The sequence below is a fragment of the Raoultibacter timonensis genome (assembly GCF_022845715.1).
GTDB classification, from domain to species: Bacteria; Actinomycetota; Coriobacteriia; order Coriobacteriales; family Eggerthellaceae; genus Raoultibacter; species Raoultibacter timonensis.
On record NZ_AP025564.1, the window covers coordinates 3011983 to 3030678 of the forward strand.

General features: G+C 58.1%; 5 protein-coding genes and 6 rRNA genes. 1 reads left to right on the forward strand and 10 read right to left on the reverse strand.

The features are described from left to right. Positions 1-187 precede the first annotated feature (187 nt). The 10 genes from acnA to MWL89_RS12390 form a co-directional block, all read right to left on the reverse strand. On the reverse strand, positions 188-2848 hold the full coding sequence (gene acnA, locus MWL89_RS12345) for an aconitate hydratase AcnA (RefSeq protein ID WP_102377443.1): 2661 nt from the start codon (positions 2846-2848) through the stop codon (positions 188-190). Between the two features lie 76 nt (positions 2849-2924). Further along, on the reverse strand, positions 2925-4016 hold the full coding sequence (locus MWL89_RS12350) for an isocitrate/isopropylmalate dehydrogenase family protein (protein ID WP_102377442.1): 1092 nt from the start codon (positions 4014-4016) through the stop codon (positions 2925-2927). 75 nt (positions 4017-4091) lie between these two features. Continuing rightward, complete coding sequence (locus tag MWL89_RS12355) at positions 4092-4694, reverse strand: hypothetical protein (protein WP_102377441.1); 603 nt, start codon at positions 4692-4694, stop codon at positions 4092-4094. A 274-nt stretch (positions 4695-4968) separates the two neighbouring features. Further along, positions 4969-5082 (reverse strand): 5S ribosomal RNA (gene rrf / locus MWL89_RS12360). A gap of 99 nt (positions 5083-5181) precedes the next feature. After that, a 23S ribosomal RNA gene (locus MWL89_RS12365) occupies positions 5182-8148 on the reverse strand. A gap of 284 nt (positions 8149-8432) precedes the next feature. Further along, a 16S ribosomal RNA gene (locus MWL89_RS12370) occupies positions 8433-9941 on the reverse strand. The 16S, 23S and 5S rRNA genes sit together here, the layout of an rRNA operon. Before the next feature lie 548 nt (positions 9942-10489). After that, a complete protein-coding gene (locus tag MWL89_RS12375; protein WP_244386327.1) occupies positions 10490-11905 on the reverse strand; it encodes a helix-turn-helix transcriptional regulator in 1416 nt (471 codons plus the stop codon). 158 nt (positions 11906-12063) lie between these two features. Further along, a 5S ribosomal RNA gene (gene rrf / locus MWL89_RS12380) occupies positions 12064-12177 on the reverse strand. A gap of 99 nt (positions 12178-12276) precedes the next feature. Next, positions 12277-15243, reverse strand: a 23S ribosomal RNA gene (locus MWL89_RS12385). 284 nt (positions 15244-15527) lie between these two features. After that, positions 15528-17036 (reverse strand): 16S ribosomal RNA (locus MWL89_RS12390). A gap of 664 nt (positions 17037-17700) precedes the next feature. Here MWL89_RS12390 and MWL89_RS12395 point away from each other — a divergent pair. After that, entirely contained in the window at positions 17701-18471 is a 771-nt protein-coding gene (locus MWL89_RS12395; RefSeq protein WP_244386329.1) for a class I SAM-dependent methyltransferase, read from the forward strand. Positions 18472-18696: the final 225 nt, after the last annotated feature.

Genomic DNA, 18696 nt, shown 5'->3' on the forward strand with positions numbered 1-18696 from the left:
GCAAATCGCTTACACGTTCTTAGTATTGTACCGTAAAGGGCCTTCCGCGCAGGGAAGGCCCGAGAAGTTTACCGAATGGTGATACGCATGCCGCGCAAAGCGGCTCGGTGGCGGCACCTTCTGCAGAGCGACCTGAACGGCGGACGCCTTTCCGCAGCGCGTCCGCCGACGCGTACGCGGCCGAGCCCTATTCTGCCAGGTTGCGGAGCACGTATTGCAGGATGCCCCCGTGGGCGAAGTAGCGCCCCTCCGTCGGCGTATCGACGCGCACGATCGCCTCGAAACCGACCGTGCTCCCATCGGCCTTTACGGCCGTCACCGACACGACGCCCGGATCGGGCAGACCGCTCGAAAAGTCGATGGCGCCGATGGTAACGGTTTCGGTGCCGTCGAGACCGAGCGATTCGGCGCTTTCGCCCTCGAGGAATTGCAGGGGCAGGATCCCCATGCCGACGAGGTTCGAACGGTGGATGCGCTCGAAGCTTTCCGCAAACGCCGCCCGAACGCCGAGCAGCATCGGGCCCTTGGCCGCCCAGTCGCGCGAGGAGCCGCTTCCGTACATCTTGCCGGCGAATACCACGAGCGGGATCTCGGAGCTGCCGTAATCCATAGCCGCATCGAACACGCTCGTGAACTCGCCGCTCAGCTGGTTGAGCGTCCAACAGCCCTTCCTGCCTTCGGCAAGCTTGTTTTGCAACTTCACGTTGGCGAACGTGCCGCGCATCATGACCTCGTGGTTACCGCGACGAGCACCGTAGGTGTTGAAGAAGCTTTCGGAAACACCCCGCTCGCGCAGGTAGGCTGCCGCAGGCGAATCGAGCGCTATCGACCCTGCGGGGCTGATATGGTCGGTCGTGATGAAATCGCCGAGGTTCACGAGCACGCGGGCGCCGTCGATGGGCTCCACGGCACGAGGCTCCACGGCCATACCGTCGAAATACGGGGCGCGGCGAACGTAGGTCGACTTCTCGTCCCAGGCAAACGTTGCACTCGGATCGACCGAGATGGCCTGCCAGCGTGCATCGCCGTCCATGAGCCCCTCGCGTCCCTGTTCGTAAAGATCGGCGGTCACGTGCTCTGCGAGAGCGCGGGCGATCTCTTCGTCGCTCGGCCAGATATCGGCCAGAAACACCGCTTCGCCGTCGGATCCCACGCCGATCGGCTCGTTTGCGAAGTCGAAGTCCATCGTGCCGACGAGCGAATACGCGATGACCATCGCGGGAGAAGCCAAGTAGTTTTGGGAGACGTCGGGCGAAATGCGGCCCTCGAAGTTGCGGTTGCCCGACAGCACGCTCGCAAGCTCGACCTCGCCTGCCGCATCGTGCATCGCGGGCAGGATGGGGCCCGAGTTGCCGATGCAGCTCATGCATCCGAATCCGCAGTTGTAGAAGCCGAGCTTCTGCAGGCCCCCAACAAGCCCCGCACGCTCGAGCAAAAGCTCCGTCGCCCTGCTACCGGGAGCGAACACGCACTTGACCCAGGGCTTCGCAGAAAGGCCCGCTTCGGCCGCGCGTTTCGCAACGAGGCCCGAGGCGATCATCATGGCAGGATCGGTTGCCGTCGTGCAGCTCGTCACCGCAGCGATGGCAAGGGCTCCATGGGTGATCTCGCACCGCTCGCCGCGCACCTCGACGGCAATCCTCTTGTCGAGCGAGAGGCCGCGGTCGGCGCACACCGAGCGAAACGCCTCTTGCGCGTCGGCGGCAACGATGAGGTCGTGAGGTCGCGAGGGGCCGGCAAGATTGCGCTTTACGGTGGACAGATCGAGCTCGATCACCTCGGCGTATACGCGCGGTTCGGCAGCGGGATCGTTCCAGAACCCCTGCGCCTTGGCGTACGCCTCGATGAGCGCGATCTGCTCGGCGCTGCGGCCGGTCACGCGCAGGTAGTCGAGCGTCTGCTGATCGACGGGAAACAGCGTGCAAGTGCATCCGTATTCGGGCGTCATGTTCGCCACGCAGGCGCGCTGCGTGGCCGTGAGGCTCTCGAGGCCCGGGCCGAAGCACTCGACGAAAGCCCCCACAACGCCGCGTGCGCGCAGCATATTCGCGAACACGAGCGCAAGGTCCATTGCGGAAACCCCCTCGGATAGAGCGCCCGTAAGTTCGACGCCCACCACGCGGGGCACGAGCGTGGTGATGGGCTGTCCGAGCGCTGCGGCTTCGGCTTCGATACCCCCCACGCCCCAGCTCAAGACCCCGATGCCGTTTGCCGTAGTCGTATGGCTATCGGTTCCGACGACCGTGTCGAAGTAGACGGTTTTTCCCCCGGCTTCCTCGCGGACCATCGCAACCCGGGAAAACTCCTCGACGTTGATCTGGTGGCAGATGCCTCGCCCCGGGGGCACGATGCGCACGTTCTGAAACGAGCTCTGCGCCCACTTGAGGAAGGTGTAGCGCTCGCCGTTGCGCTCGAATTCGAGCTCCATGTTCTTCTCGAGAGCGGAAGCGCACCCCGCTTCGTCTGCGATCACCGAATGGTCGATCACCAGATCGCAGGGTATCTGCGGGTTGACCTTTACGGGGTCGCCGCCGAGCGCGGCCATGGCCTCGCGCATAACCGCGAAGTCGACGAACACCGGAACGCCGGTGAAATCCTGCAGGAGCACGCGGGCGGGACTGTACGAGAGCTCTTCTCCTACCTCGCCCGCAAGGCCCGCCTCAACGATCCGCGCAGCCGCATCAAGCGCCTCTTCGTCGGTCTCCGAGCATCTCAGGACGTTTTCAAGCAGGACCGTCAAAGAGAACGGCAGCTTTTCCGCATCGGCGATCGGAGCCACCGGATAGTAGGTGTACGTCTCGTCGCCGACAGCAAGCTCGGCGGTGCGGGTGGACTGGTCTTGCGTCATAGGTTAGTATCCCCTCTCGTCTCAACTGTGCATGGTTTTGCTATGTCGACGCATGCCGTGAGGCATGCGCGATCGGCTATGCGGTCATCTCCGCGATCAGCGCGTCGGCGAACTCGCTGCAACCCGCTGCCGCACGCGTGGATCCGGTCGTTCGCCGAATGTCAGCCGTGAGCACCCTCCCGGCACCGTATACGGCACGCACGGCATCGCGGATGCGGGCGGCGCATGCAGGTTCGCCGAGGTGGTCGAGCATCATGGCGGCCGAAAGTATCTCCGCCGTGGGATTTGCGATGTTCTTGCCCGCGATGTCGGGGGCCGAGCCGTGCACGGCCTCGAATACCGCGCACTCCGAGCCGATGTTCGCGCCGGGCGCAATGCCCAGCCCGCCCACCAAACCGGCTCCGAGATCGCTCGCAATGTCGCCGTAGAGGTTCGGAAAAACGACCACGTCGAACTGCGTGGGATCGATGACCATGTTCATGCAGAACGCATCGATGATCCTGTCTTCGAAACCGATGCGGCCCGCATACTCCTCGGCAACCTCGCGCGCCACGCGGAGGAATAAACCGTCGGTGTGCTTCATGATGTTGGCCTTATGCACGGCGGTCACCTTCGAGCGACCGTGCTTGACCGCGTAATCGAAAGCGTAGCGTACGATATTGCGCGTTGCCGTCACCGAAACCGGCTTGATGGATATGCCCGAATCAGGGCGGATCGCGCCCGCCCCCGCGCGTTCGCAGAACGAGATCAGCTCGGCCGTTTCCGCGCTTCCCTCCTCGAATTCGATGCCCGCGTAAAGATCTTCGGAGTTCTCGCGCACGATCACCAGGTCAACGCCCTCGTAGCGCCCGCCCGCGCCCGGCAGCGAGAGCACGGGGCGCAGGCACGCGTACAGATCGAGTCTCTGCCTGAGCGCCACGTTCACGCTTCTGAACCCCTTGCCCACAGGCGTAGACACCGGGCCCTTGATGGCGACCTTGTTTCGCCGAACGGCCTCGATCGTCGATTCGGGCAACGGCGTTCCGCACTCGTCGATCGTATGGGCACCCGCCTCGACGACCTCCCACTCGATATCGGCGCCGCTCGCTTCGACGACGCGCCGCATCGCCGTCGACGTTTCCAAACCGATGCCGTCGCCCGGAATGAGCGCGACCGTATGCTGTGCCATTGCTGCGATCCTCCTCGGATATGAGCCATACGAGAAGATGCCGCGAACGGCATCTTCAAAGTTTCGATTCAGTAGCTACGATACGTTCTCGATGATTTGAGAGGCCCGGCGCTTGAGGGCGCCCCGGCCGTTCTCGGCATCGAACTTCATGCGCTCGGCCAAATCGCTTTTCACGTCCGAGCTGAGCTTGCCGGCGGAGAAGTCGACGACCGCGGCGAGCATGTCCTGAAACTCGAGATCGCCATGATAGCACTGGATGGCCTCGTCAACCAAAGGCCATACCTTCTCGGAGCGGTTCTCGGTCGTAGCGCCGAGAGCGCACAGAAACCTCATCGCCGCGAGGCGCACCGGACCGCTGTCCTCATCGAACAGCGCCGTCTCGGCGCCGCCGACCGCCTTGTCGCATGCGCGGGTATCGCGATCGACGAGCGCGGTGAGAACGTCGAGGCACTCCCAGCGCGTTTGAGCCTCCGGGCGATTGAGGGCGTCGACGAGGGCTCCCGCGTGATCGACGAGCTTTTCGGGGGATTCCTTGGCAACGATCGCAAGCGATGACGCCGCAAGCTGCCGTGCTCTGCGAGAGGCTCCCGAAAGGTTGTCGACCAAACCGCCGAGTGCCACGTCGTCCACGCTTGCCTGTTCGGCCAGCTTCTTTGCGTCCAATGATTTTTCGCTCACGTGATGCCTCCATCTACCGCCCGGGTCTGTCGGAATCGAACGTACAGGCCCGAGGTCTACCGGGCACGCCAACGGGTATGCCAGAATGTTCGCTTTCATTATACCGTTTGGCCAGCACCGAGCATGTCCGTCGCGCAGAATCAACACGGCAGAAGCGGCGGGCGGCGGGCCTGCTATGCGGCGTGTTTGACAAACCCGCCGAAATACGCGAAGGGCCCGCCGAGGCGGGCCCGCGCCCGCGGGGCCGCGGGCCGAAAAAGAAAAATACCCTCTACGAGCACGACGTCCTATCCTCCCACGGACTACACCGCAGTACTTTCGGCGATGGCAGGCTTAACTGCCGAGTTCGGAATGGGATCGGGTGATCCCTGCCTCCATGGTCGCGCTCGTAGAAGGTATTCCACGAGACCTATTCGGTTCTCAAGTCCCGCGCAACCCTGAAGGTTGCATAGCGTTCGTCCGCACGTCGCGAAGATGTGAAAGTGGTAAGATAAAGAGCTCGACCGATTAGTACCGCTCGCCTGAACGCCTCGCAGCGCTTGCAGCTGCGGCCTATCGACCTCGTAGTCTACGAGGGGTCTTACCGAAAAGAGAACTCATCTTGAAGCCGGCTTCCCACTTAGATGCTTTCAGCGGTTATCCGTTCCGAACGTAGCTAAGCAGCTATGCCGTTGGTCGACAACTGCTACACCAGAGGTTCGTCCACCCCGGTCCTCTCGTACTAGGGGCAGCCCTTCTCAATTCTCTTACGCCTACGGAGGATAGGGACCGAACTGTCTCACGACGTTCTGAACCCAGCTCGCGTACCGCTTTAAATGGCGAACAGCCATACCCTTGGGACCAACTTCAGCCCCAGGATGCGATGAGCCGACATCGAGGTGCCAAACCTTGCCGTCGATGTGGACTCTTGGGCAAGATCAGCCTGTTATCCCCGGAGTACCTTTTATCCGTTGAGCGACGGCCATTCCACTCTGAGCCGCCGGATCACTAGAACCGAGTTTCCTCTCTGCTCGACTTGTAGGTCTCGCAGTCAAGCCTGCTTATACTCTTATACTCTACGAACGATTGCCAACCGTTCTGAGCAGACCTTACGTACGCCTCCGTTACATTTTAGGAGGCGACCGCCCCAGTCAAACTACCCACCTGACACGGTCCGCACGCCGGATCACGGTCGCACGTTAGGTTGCCGATACGATGAGGGTGGTATTCCAAGGGCGACTCCACAGGAACTGGCGTCCCTGCTTCGAAGTCTCCCACCTATCCTCTACACACCGAACCAACAACCAATGTCAAGCTGCAGTAAAGGTTCACGGGGTCTTTCCGTCCTTCCGCAGGTAATTCGCATCTTCACGAATAATACAATTTCACCGGGTCTATGGTTGAGACAGCGCCCAAATCGTTACGCCATTCGTGCAGGTCGGAACTTACCCGACAAGGAATTTCGCTACCTTAGGACCGTTATAGTTACGGCCGCCGTTTACTGGGGCTTAGTTTCAGAGCTTCGCTTGCGCTAACCCATCCACGTAACCTTCCAGCACCGGGCAGGCGTCAGACCCTATACGTCGTCTTACGACTTAGCAGAGTCCTGTGTTTTTGATAAACAGTCGCTTGGGCCGTTTCACTGCGACCCCCGATAGCTCCGGACGCGGGGTCCTTCACCGTCAGGGGCACTCCTTCTCCCGAAGTTACGGAGTCAATATGCCGAGTTCCTTAACCATAGTTCTCCCGATCGCCTTGGTATGTTCTACCCGCCTACCTGTGTCGGTTTTGGTACGGGCACCAACGTAGCTCCCTAGAGGTTTTTCTTGGAAGCATGGGCTCACTGACTTCACTCAATTGCTTCGTCTAACGTCTCAGGCTTCGTGGCGCGCGGATTTTCCTACGCGCCGCCCTACGCGCTTTCACGGGGACGTCCAGAACCCCGCCCAGCTACCCTTCTCCGTCACCCCATCGGTGGTAACGCTCGTTGGTGGTACAGGAATATCAACCTGTTGTGCATCGGCTACGCCTCGCGGCCTCGCCTTAGCTCCCGACTGACCCTGGGAGGATTAGCCTTGCCCAGGAACCCTTAGGCTTACGGCGGAAGTGTTTCTCGCACTTCTCTCGTTACTCATGCCAGCATTCTCACTTCCATACAGTCCACCGTCGGTTACCCTCCGGCTTCGACCCGGTATGGAAAGCTCCCCTACCACTGAAATAATTCAGTCCGCTGCTTCGGTACCATGCTTAGCCCCGTGAATTGTCGGCGCATGTCCACTTGACCAGTGAGCTGTTACGCACTCTTTAAATGCATGGCTGCTTCTAAGCCAACATCCTGGTTGTCTAGGCAAACGCACATCCTTTGCCACTTAGCATGGATTTAGGGACCTTAGCAGGCGGTCTGGGCTGTTTCCCTTTCGAATACACAGCTTAGCCCACATATTCTGACTCCCGATCTCTGGAATACCGGCATTCGGAGTTTGGTTCTTTTCGGTAGGCGGTGAAGCCCCCTAGAAGATCCAGTGCTCTACCACCGGTATTAAACGATCGAGGCTAGCCCTAAAGCTATTTCGGGGAGAACGAGATATCTCCGAGTTTGATTAGCCTTTCACTCCTATCCACAGGTCATCCCCTCCGTTTTCAACCGAAGTGGGTTCGGCCCTCCACGGGGTCTTACCCCCGCTTCAGCCTGCCCATGGATAGCTCACTCGGCTTCGCGTCTGCAGCATACGACTAAACGCCATCTTAAAGGCTCGCTTTCACTACGGCTCGTTTCAAAACTTAACCTCGCCGCACACCGCAACTCGCTGGCTCATTCTACAAAAGGCACGCCGTCACAGTACGAATACTGCTCCGACTGCTTGTAGGCACACGGTTTCAGGTACTATTTCACTCCCCTCTCGGGGTACTTTTCACCTTTCCCTCACGGTACTGGTTCGCTATCGGTCATAAGAGAGTATTTAGCCTTGGGGGGTGGTCCCCCCTGATTCATACCGGATTTCACGTGTCCGGCATTACTCGGGTACCGTCTTCGCAGGCGCCGGGGTTTCGCGTACGGGGCTTTTACCCGCTCTGGCCGGCCTTTCCATGCCGTTCCGCTACCGCGACGCTTTGTAACTGCGTCTGTCAAATTAGGTTGAAAGAATAGACGGCCCCACAACACCTCATGCAGCAACACCCTAATGTTTACACGTGCATGGGTTTGGGCTGGTCCGCGTTCGCTCGCCGCTACTAACGGAATCTCGGTTGATTTCTCTTCCTCCGGGTACTTAGATGTTTCAGTTCCCCGGGTTGCCTCTGCTGGCCCTATGTGTTCGGGCCAGAGTAACCGGGCATTACCCCGGCTGGGTTCCCCCATTCGGAAATCTGCGGGTCGAAGGTAATTTGCACCTCACCGCAGCTTATCGCAGCTTGTCACGTCCTTCATCGACTTCTTATGCCAAGGCATCCACCGTGTGCCCTTAATATCTTTATCTGACAAATGCTTAAATAAAGTATTTGGGTCTTTCAAATATCATTCGCGATCGTGATGCGAATCACTTCACTTCTTAAAAGAATTGAATAATGATTCACTAAACGCTATGCAACTTTCAAGGTGCGCGGGCGCCCCTGAGGGGCTCCCCGAAGGCCGAGAGCCTTCGAAACCGGATACTGCGAGGGACGCTTCTGCCAGCGATTCCTCTTAAGTGAATCTGTGATAAGAATCTTCTAGGTCGCAGGAGTTCTCTCGACTGCGCCTGACTGATGTAGTCTCCCTAGAAAGGAGGTGATCCAGCCGCACCTTCCGGTACGGCTACCTTGTTACGACTTCACCCCCCTTACTCCCCACACCTTCGGCGACTCCCCCCTCGAAAGGTTAGGCCGTCGACTTCGGGTGCAGACAACTCGGGTGGTGTGACGGGCGGTGTGTACAAGGCCCGGGAACGTATTCACCGCGGCATGCTGATCCGCGATTACTAGCAACTCCGACTTCATGGAGGCGAATTGCAGCCTCCAATCCGAACTGGGACCGGTTTTAAGGGATTCGCTCGCCCTCGCGGGTTCGCAGCCCGTTGTACCGGCCATTGTAGCACGTGTGCAGCCCAGGACATAAAGGGCATGATGACTTGACGTCGTCCCCACCTTCCTCCGGCTTGACGCCGGCAGTCTCGTATGAGTCCCCAACTTAATGCTGGCAACATACGACAGGGGTTGCGCTCGTTGCGGGACTTAACCCAACATCTCACGACACGAGCTGACGACAGCCATGCACCACCTGTTCAGGCTCCTTTCGGCCACGGCGTTTCCGCCGCTTCACCTGAATGTCAAGCCCTGGTAAGGTTCTTCGCGTTGCTTCGAATTAAGCCACATGCTCCGCTGCTTGTGCGGGCCCCCGTCAATTCCTTTGAGTTTTAGCCTTGCGGCCGTACTCCCCAGGCGGGGCACTTAATGCGTTAGCTGCGGCACGGAAAGGTACTCCTCCCCACACCTAGTGCCCATCGTTTACGGCTAGGACTACCAGGGTATCTAATCCTGTTCGCTCCCCTAGCTTTCGCACCTCAGCGTCAGTGTTGGCCCAGAAGACTGCCTTCGCCATCGGTGTTCTTCCCAATATCTGCGCATTTCACCGCTACACTGGGAATTCCATCTTCCTCTACCAAACTCGAGCCTGCCAGTTCGGAATCCGGCTGGGGGTTGAGCCCTCAGATTAGAGATTCCGCTTAACAGGCCGCCTACGCGCGCTTTACGCCCAATAAATCCGGATAACGCTTGCTCCCTACGTATTACCGCGGCTGCTGGCACGTAGTTAGCCGGAGCTTCTTCTGCAGGTACCGTCAATTTCTTCCCTGCTGAAAGCGGTTTACAACCCGAAGGCCGTCATCCCGCACGCGGCGTTGCTGCGTCAGGGTTTCCCCCATTGCGCAAAATTCCCCACTGCTGCCTCCCGTAGGAGTCTGGGCCGTATCTCAGTCCCAATGTGGCCGATCGGTCTCTCAACCCGGCTACCTATCGTCGACTTGGTAGGCCGTTACCCCACCAACTATCTAATAGGCCGCGACCCCATCTCCCACCGTCGGGGCTTTCCCGGGCTCCCCATGCGAGGTGCCCGGAGTATCCGGTATTAGCGCAGATTTCTCTGGGTTATCCCGGAGTGAGAGGTAGGTTGGTCACGTGTTACTCACCCGTTCGCCACTCTATAACCACCCGGAGGTGGGTTATTCGTTCGACTTGCATGTGTTAAGCACGCCGCCAGCGTTCATCCTGAGCCAGGATCAAACTCTCCGTTCAAAAAGCGCCCCGAAGGACGCGTCTTCGAAAAATTTGAATCTTGGTCTTTTGTCAAGGTGCCCGGAGCCCTGTTCTGGGGGCGGGCATCTGACGAGGTTTATTACTAGCTTGTTCGTATCACAGTATCCGGTTTTCAAGGTTCTCGGCGGCCCTTCCGGGCCGTCCCGCGCATCCGCCGGAGGCAAACGCGCAAGGAGATATATTACTGTTCTGTTACCCCGCTGTCAACAACTTTTTTGAAGTTTCAAAAACTTTTTTTCTGACCGCCTCGCTTTGCGAACGAAACGCTCCGATCCAAGCCTTTGCATCGGGAACAACCCTGAACAGCAATCCGCGCCCTTACGAGCGCGGCTGAAATATAATACATAGGGTTGCCCCGTCGGGCAAGAGGTTTTTATCAAAAACTTCGCGCCCACAGAATCATCAAGTAAGGCATTAACGTTATTGACACGGGAAACCGTGCTGGCGGGCCGTGATCGCCGACCCGGCAAGACGATCTCACCGCTTTCAGCATGTCTTAGCATCCGCCGTGCAGCAGCGAAGACGACTCAATACGGCGCGGCATCGTTGACCAAATCGATGAGCTCCTGCTTCGAGTGCACGTCGAGTTTCGCGTAGATCGACTTCGAATAGCTCTTTACCGTATTGCGCGACAGAAACATCGCTTCTCCGATATAAGCCGCGTCCCTTCCCTGGGAGAGCAGATGGAGCATCTCGGTTTCGCGCTTCGTCAGCCCATGCGCTTGCGCCAATTCGTCGCATGCCAGGCTGCGAAGGTCGTCGCGCGCCTTTATATAGCGGTCGATGATCTCGTCGCGCTTCCTGATGGCCCGATCCGCCGCACGCTTCTCCCTAGTGCGGATGAACAGCACGCCGACGACGATCAAGTACAAAAGGGAGCACGCCACCATAGCGAGCTGCGTGAACGCGAACTGGTTGTCCACCGCAACGAGCGTCGCGATGCCCGACCCGAGCACGACGCCCGGACGAGGAAACGCGAACACGGCGGCGGCACCCGCCACGATCCCCCGGCGATTGCCGCTCAGCAGCTCGATCGCCAGCGCATAGGATACAAGCAGGGCGATCTCCCACCCCGCATGGACGAACACGACAAGCGCCATGCCGTATCCCGAGGGAAAGAACGGGAAGAAGATCAAACCCGTTGCGATGATTCCCAAGCATATGTTGAGCAAGGAGGCGTATCGGCCGCGACCGAACCTGACGTACAGCAGGAAGAACATGTTCGTCACAATGCTCGTTCCCTGGAATATCGTACCCGAGTCGCTCGTGGGAACAGGTCCGGAGACCGCCATCACCACATCGAGGGCACCGTAGATGATCGAGAGGAAAAACACATACACCAGCGGCGCGGCGAGGGAGGCGAATATGCCCTTTCTGCGCTCAACGGCCCTTTGGTCGAAGATGCCCTCATCCGAAACCCGGCTTGAGACCCGCTCGAGGCGAGCGAACGCAACAAGCGATACGGCTAGAAGCACCGCGCACGACACGATCATCGACGCTACGGGCAGAGCGTTCTCCGCCAGCATGGTGACCCCGCTCAGAAGCGATCCCGCACCGAGGACGTAGCCGAAACCCCGGCTTCCCGTCTCCCCTATCCGCATGAACCATAACGGGATGAGCGTACCCGAGCCGATGCCGGCACACACGCCCGCCGCATACACCAAAGCCTCCCCAGCCCCCGTTTGCCATGCAAAGAAGAGCAGCGCGAGCGCAGCCGCATACCCTGCCGTGCCCGCATAGGCGATGGGCTTCACCGCATCGGCGGACCGCATCAGCAGGGCGACGACGACGGCAGCGATGCACAGCGATGCGTTGAGGAACACTTCGTACAGGAACGCATCCGTCTCGAAGGGGAGCTCGTAGAGCCAATCGTAGTAGAAGAACACCGTGGCAACCGCATACAAGCAGGCGAAACCAACAACGGTTACGATCGCACGACGCATCCCTTCCGCTCCTTTCGCCAGCACAAGCGCATCTGCAAACACGTTGCGCAACAACATACACGAAACGGCATCCGTTTCGCGCGCCCTATACGCGAAGGGCCCGCCGAGGCGGGCCCGCGCCCGCGGGGCCGCGGGCCGAAAAAGAAAAATACCCTCTACGAGCACGACGTCCTATCCTCCCACGGACTACACCGCAGTACTTTCGGCGATGGCAGGCTTAACTGCCGAGTTCGGAATGGGATCGGGTGATCCCTGCCTCCATGGTCGCGCTCGTAGAAGGTATTCCACGAGACCTATTCGGTTCTCAAGTCCCGCGCAACCCTGAAGGTTGCATAGCGTTCGTCCGCACGTCGCGAAGATGTGAAAGTGGTAAGATAAAGAGCTCGACCGATTAGTACCGCTCGCCTGAACGCCTCGCAGCGCTTGCAGCTGCGGCCTATCGACCTCGTAGTCTACGAGGGGTCTTACCGAAAAGAGAACTCATCTTGAAGCCGGCTTCCCACTTAGATGCTTTCAGCGGTTATCCGTTCCGAACGTAGCTAAGCAGCTATGCCGTTGGTCGACAACTGCTACACCAGAGGTTCGTCCACCCCGGTCCTCTCGTACTAGGGGCAGCCCTTCTCAATTCTCTTACGCCTACGGAGGATAGGGACCGAACTGTCTCACGACGTTCTGAACCCAGCTCGCGTACCGCTTTAAATGGCGAACAGCCATACCCTTGGGACCAACTTCAGCCCCAGGATGCGATGAGCCGACATCGAGGTGCCAAACCTTGCCGTCGATGTGGACTCTTGGGCAAGATCAGCCTGTTATCCCCGGAGTACCTTTTATCCGTTGAGCGACGGCCATTCCACTCTGAGCCGCCGGATCACTAGAACCGAGTTTCCTCTCTGCTCGACTTGTAGGTCTCGCAGTCAAGCCTGCTTATACTCTTATACTCTACGAACGATTGCCAACCGTTCTGAGCAGACCTTACGTACGCCTCCGTTACATTTTAGGAGGCGACCGCCCCAGTCAAACTACCCACCTGACACGGTCCGCACGCCGGATCACGGTCGCACGTTAGGTTGCCGATACGATGAGGGTGGTATTCCAAGGGCGACTCCACAGGAACTGGCGTCCCTGCTTCGAAGTCTCCCACCTATCCTCTACACACCGAACCAACAACCAATGTCAAGCTGCAGTAAAGGTTCACGGGGTCTTTCCGTCCTTCCGCAGGTAATTCGCATCTTCACGAATAATACAATTTCACCGGGTCTATGGTTGAGACAGCGCCCAAATCGTTACGCCATTCGTGCAGGTCGGAACTTACCCGACAAGGAATTTCGCTACCTTAGGACCGTTATAGTTACGGCCGCCGTTTACTGGGGCTTAGTTTCAGAGCTTCGCTTGCGCTAACCCATCCACGTAACCTTCCAGCACCGGGCAGGCGTCAGACCCTATACGTCGTCTTACGACTTAGCAGAGTCCTGTGTTTTTGATAAACAGTCGCTTGGGCCGTTTCACTGCGACCCCCGATAGCTCCGGACGCGGGGTCCTTCACCGTCAGGGGCACTCCTTCTCCCGAAGTTACGGAGTCAATATGCCGAGTTCCTTAACCATAGTTCTCCCGATCGCCTTGGTATGTTCTACCCGCCTACCTGTGTCGGTTTTGGTACGGGCACCAACGTAGCTCCCTAGAGGTTTTTCTTGGAAGCATGGGCTCACTGACTTCACTCAATTGCTTCGTCTAACGTCTCAGGCTTCGTGGCGCGCGGATTTTCCTACGCGCCGCCCTACGCGCTTTCACGGGGACGTCCAGAACCCCGCCCAGCTACCCTTCTCCGTCACCCCATCGGTGGTAACGCTCGTTGGTGGTACAGGAATATCAACCTGTTGTGCATCGGCTACGCCTCGCGGCCTCGCCTTAGCTCCCGACTGACCCTGGGAGGATTAGCCTTGCCCAGGAACCCTTAGGCTTACGGCGGAAGTGTTTCTCGCACTTCTCTCGTTACTCATGCCAGCATTCTCACTTCCATACAGTCCACCGTCGGTTACCCTCCGGCTTCGACCCGGTATGGAAAGCTCCCCTACCACTGAAATAATTCAGTCCGCTGCTTCGGTACCATGCTTAGCCCCGTGAATTGTCGGCGCATGTCCACTTGACCAGTGAGCTGTTACGCACTCTTTAAATGCATGGCTGCTTCTAAGCCAACATCCTGGTTGTCTAGGCAAACGCACATCCTTTGCCACTTAGCATGGATTTAGGGACCTTAGCAGGCGGTCTGGGCTGTTTCCCTTTCGAATACACAGCTTAGCCCACATATTCTGACTCCCGATCTCTGGAATACCGGCATTCGGAGTTTGGTTCTTTTCGGTAGGCGGTGAAGCCCCCTAGAAGATCCAGTGCTCTACCACCGGTATTAAACGATCGAGGCTAGCCCTAAAGCTATTTCGGGGAGAACGAGATATCTCCGAGTTTGATTAGCCTTTCACTCCTATCCACAGGTCATCCCCTCCGTTTTCAACCGAAGTGGGTTCGGCCCTCCACGGGGTCTTACCCCCGCTTCAGCCTGCCCATGGATAGCTCACTCGGCTTCGCGTCTGCAGCATACGACTAAACGCCATCTTAAAGGCTCGCTTTCACTACGGCTCGTTTCAAAACTTAACCTCGCCGCACACCGCAACTCGCTGGCTCATTCTACAAAAGGCACGCCGTCACAGTACGAATACTGCTCCGACTGCTTGTAGGCACACGGTTTCAGGTACTATTTCACTCCCCTCTCGGGGTACTTTTCACCTTTCCCTCACGGTACTGGTTCGCTATCGGTCATAAGAGAGTATTTAGCCTTGGGGGGTGGTCCCCCCTGATTCATACCGGATTTCACGTGTCCGGCATTACTCGGGTACCGTCTTCGCAGGCGCCGGGGTTTCGCGTACGGGGCTTTTACCCGCTCTGGCCGGCCTTTCCATGCCGTTCCGCTACCGCGACGCTTTGTAACTGCGTCTGTCAAATTAGGTTGAAAGAATAGACGGCCCCACAACACCTCATGCAGCAACACCCTAATGTTTACACGTGCATGGGTTTGGGCTGGTCCGCGTTCGCTCGCCGCTACTAACGGAATCTCGGTTGATTTCTCTTCCTCCGGGTACTTAGATGTTTCAGTTCCCCGGGTTGCCTCTGCTGGCCCTATGTGTTCGGGCCAGAGTAACCGGGCATTACCCCGGCTGGGTTCCCCCATTCGGAAATCTGCGGGTCGAAGGTAATTTGCACCTCACCGCAGCTTATCGCAGCTTGTCACGTCCTTCATCGACTTCTTATGCCAAGGCATCCACCGTGTGCCCTTAATATCTTTATCTGACAAATGCTTAAATAAAGTATTTGGGTCTTTCAAATATCATTCGCGATCGTGATGCGAATCACTTCACTTCTTAAAAGAATTGAATAATGATTCACTAAACGCTATGCAACTTTCAAGGTGCGCGGGCGCCCCTGAGGGGCTCCCCGAAGGCCGAGAGCCTTCGAAACCGGATACTGCGAGGGACGCTTCTGCCAGCGATTCCTCTTAAGTGAATCTGTGATAAGAATCTTCTAGGTCGCAGGAGTTCTCTCGACTGCGCCTGACTGATGTAGTCTCCCTAGAAAGGAGGTGATCCAGCCGCACCTTCCGGTACGGCTACCTTGTTACGACTTCACCCCCCTTACTCCCCACACCTTCGGCGACTCCCCCCTCGAAAGGTTAGGCCGTCGACTTCGGGTGCAGACAACTCGGGTGGTGTGACGGGCGGTGTGTACAAGGCCCGGGAACGTATTCACCGCGGCATGCTGATCCGCGATTACTAGCAACTCCGACTTCATGGAGGCGAATTGCAGCCTCCAATCCGAACTGGGACCGGTTTTAAGGGATTCGCTCGCCCTCGCGGGTTCGCAGCCCGTTGTACCGGCCATTGTAGCACGTGTGCAGCCCAGGACATAAAGGGCATGATGACTTGACGTCGTCCCCACCTTCCTCCGGCTTGACGCCGGCAGTCTCGTATGAGTCCCCAACTTAATGCTGGCAACATACGACAGGGGTTGCGCTCGTTGCGGGACTTAACCCAACATCTCACGACACGAGCTGACGACAGCCATGCACCACCTGTTCAGGCTCCTTTCGGCCACGGCGTTTCCGCCGCTTCACCTGAATGTCAAGCCCTGGTAAGGTTCTTCGCGTTGCTTCGAATTAAGCCACATGCTCCGCTGCTTGTGCGGGCCCCCGTCAATTCCTTTGAGTTTTAGCCTTGCGGCCGTACTCCCCAGGCGGGGCACTTAATGCGTTAGCTGCGGCACGGAAAGGTACTCCTCCCCACACCTAGTGCCCATCGTTTACGGCTAGGACTACCAGGGTATCTAATCCTGTTCGCTCCCCTAGCTTTCGCACCTCAGCGTCAGTGTTGGCCCAGAAGACTGCCTTCGCCATCGGTGTTCTTCCCAATATCTGCGCATTTCACCGCTACACTGGGAATTCCATCTTCCTCTACCAAACTCGAGCCTGCCAGTTCGGAATCCGGCTGGGGGTTGAGCCCTCAGATTAGAGATTCCGCTTAACAGGCCGCCTACGCGCGCTTTACGCCCAATAAATCCGGATAACGCTTGCTCCCTACGTATTACCGCGGCTGCTGGCACGTAGTTAGCCGGAGCTTCTTCTGCAGGTACCGTCAATTTCTTCCCTGCTGAAAGCGGTTTACAACCCGAAGGCCGTCATCCCGCACGCGGCGTTGCTGCGTCAGGGTTTCCCCCATTGCGCAAAATTCCCCACTGCTGCCTCCCGTAGGAGTCTGGGCCGTATCTCAGTCCCAATGTGGCCGATCGGTCTCTCAACCCGGCTACCTATCGTCGACTTGGTAGGCCGTTACCCCACCAACTATCTAATAGGCCGCGACCCCATCTCCCACCGTCGGGGCTTTCCCGGGCTCCCCATGCGAGGTGCCCGGAGTATCCGGTATTAGCGCAGATTTCTCTGGGTTATCCCGGAGTGAGAGGTAGGTTGGTCACGTGTTACTCACCCGTTCGCCACTCTATAACCACCCGGAGGTGGGTTATTCGTTCGACTTGCATGTGTTAAGCACGCCGCCAGCGTTCATCCTGAGCCAGGATCAAACTCTCCGTTCAAAAAGCGCCCCGAAGGACGCGTCTTCGAAAAATTTGAATCTTGGTCTTTTGTCAAGGTGCCCGGAGCCCTGTTCTGGGGGCGGGCATCTGACGAGGTTTATTACTAGCTTGTTCGTATCACAGTATCCGGTTTTCAAGGTTCTCGGCGGCCCTTCCGGGCCGTCCCGCGCATCCGCCGGAGGCAAACGCGCAAGGAGATATATTACTGCCCCTCGGTATCGGTGTCAAGAACTTTTTTCGGAAATCTTAACTTTATTTCTCAGCGTTTTGATTTCCCTGAAAAGGTCGGCATCATCCGAAACTCTAGGGCGGTCCCACGCCAAAAGCGCGGGTTGAATATATTAGACCTATGAAAAAGAAAACGCAAGGGATATTGCGAAGAAAATTGCGTCTATTTTCTCTTTCCGTTATTTTGCCTGATGAGCATCTGGAAGATGCCTCTGCTGGGCACTACGGAGCCGCGAGACGCCCTCGATTGCCCGACTCTGGCATCGCCGACGAACGCACCTGAGCGCTCTTAATTGGCAAAGGGCTTTATCGGACAGGCGGCTTTACTTTATAAGGGAAAGATATTTGCTTGCTTGCATGCGGGGAATTCACTTGAGCCCGGACTCAACTCATGAAAGCCCAGGAGCCTTCTCTGATAATACGTTACAATACTTCCATGGATACGAAAACGGAACAGAACCTTGCGGCATCGATGACGGCGGATACGACCGTCATCATCCCCTACCTCGCCTACTTGCTCCAGGATTTCTGGGAGCTGGGCAGCTCGCCGGATGACATGGTCGAGCTCTTAGCCGATCATGTGCCCGCGGGCGAACGGCAACGAGCCCTCGATCTCGGCTGCGGCAAAGGCGCGGTAGCCATCGCATTGGCTAAACGTCTCGCGATGCGCGTCAAGGGAATCGATGCGATCCCCGAGTTCATCGGGCAGGCGCGCAGCGCTGCGATACGCGAAGGGGTATCGGATCGATGCTCCTTCGAGATCGGCGACATCACGGTGCGCGTGCTGAGCGAAACAGGGTACGACTGCACTGTCTACGGTGCGGTCGGCCCCGTTCTCGGAGAACCCGAAGCCATGCTTGCCGCGCTGCGGAAAACGCTTCGGAACGGGGGGCATTTGCTGCTCGACGACGCCTATGCGAACGACGACGATACGGCAGCTCCGTACCCCACCTTGGATGCCTGGAACAGCCTGTTCGAAAACGCCGGGTTCGAAATCGTCGCATGCCGCCCGTCAACCGACTCCGCAACGGATTACGACAAGGAGATGGGGTGGATTGCGCAGCGCGTCGACGAACTCAGCTCGATGCATCCCGAGCAGGCCGATCTGTTCGCGCACTACCTTAAAGCCCAAAGGGGCGAATACGACGAGCTGCTCAACGATATCGTCGGCGCCACTTGGCTTCTGCGGGCCCGTTCGCATCGCTAGCGAGACCGCCGCGAACGCCGCACGAGCCTCGCCCCCCCCCCGACAAGTCCTGCAAGAACGCTACATGCCGAACGATTTCCAGCGGGGTACGGCGCCGAGATCGCATGTTGCTTCTCTGCATATGCGTATCGCGGTTACGATTTCTGTTACTCTTGGCAAAACGTATCGATAAGGCGATGGCGAGCGCACGCAAGACGCCATTCGCTTATTCCGCATATACAAGGA

Bases quoted from the DNA above. Each gene is read 5' to 3' on its own strand.
- acnA (WP_102377443.1), bottom strand. From the start codon at position 2,848: ATGACGCAAGACCAGTCCACCCGCACCGCCGAGCTTGCTGTCGGCGAC.
- MWL89_RS12350 (WP_102377442.1), bottom strand. From the start codon at position 4,016: ATGGCACAGCATACGGTCGCGCTCATTCCGGGCGACGGCATCGGTTTG.
- MWL89_RS12375 (WP_244386327.1), bottom strand. From the start codon at position 11,905: ATGCGTCGTGCGATCGTAACCGTTGTTGGTTTCGCCTGCTTGTATGCG.
- MWL89_RS12395 (WP_244386329.1), top strand. From the start codon at position 17,701: ATGGATACGAAAACGGAACAGAACCTTGCGGCATCGATGACGGCGGAT.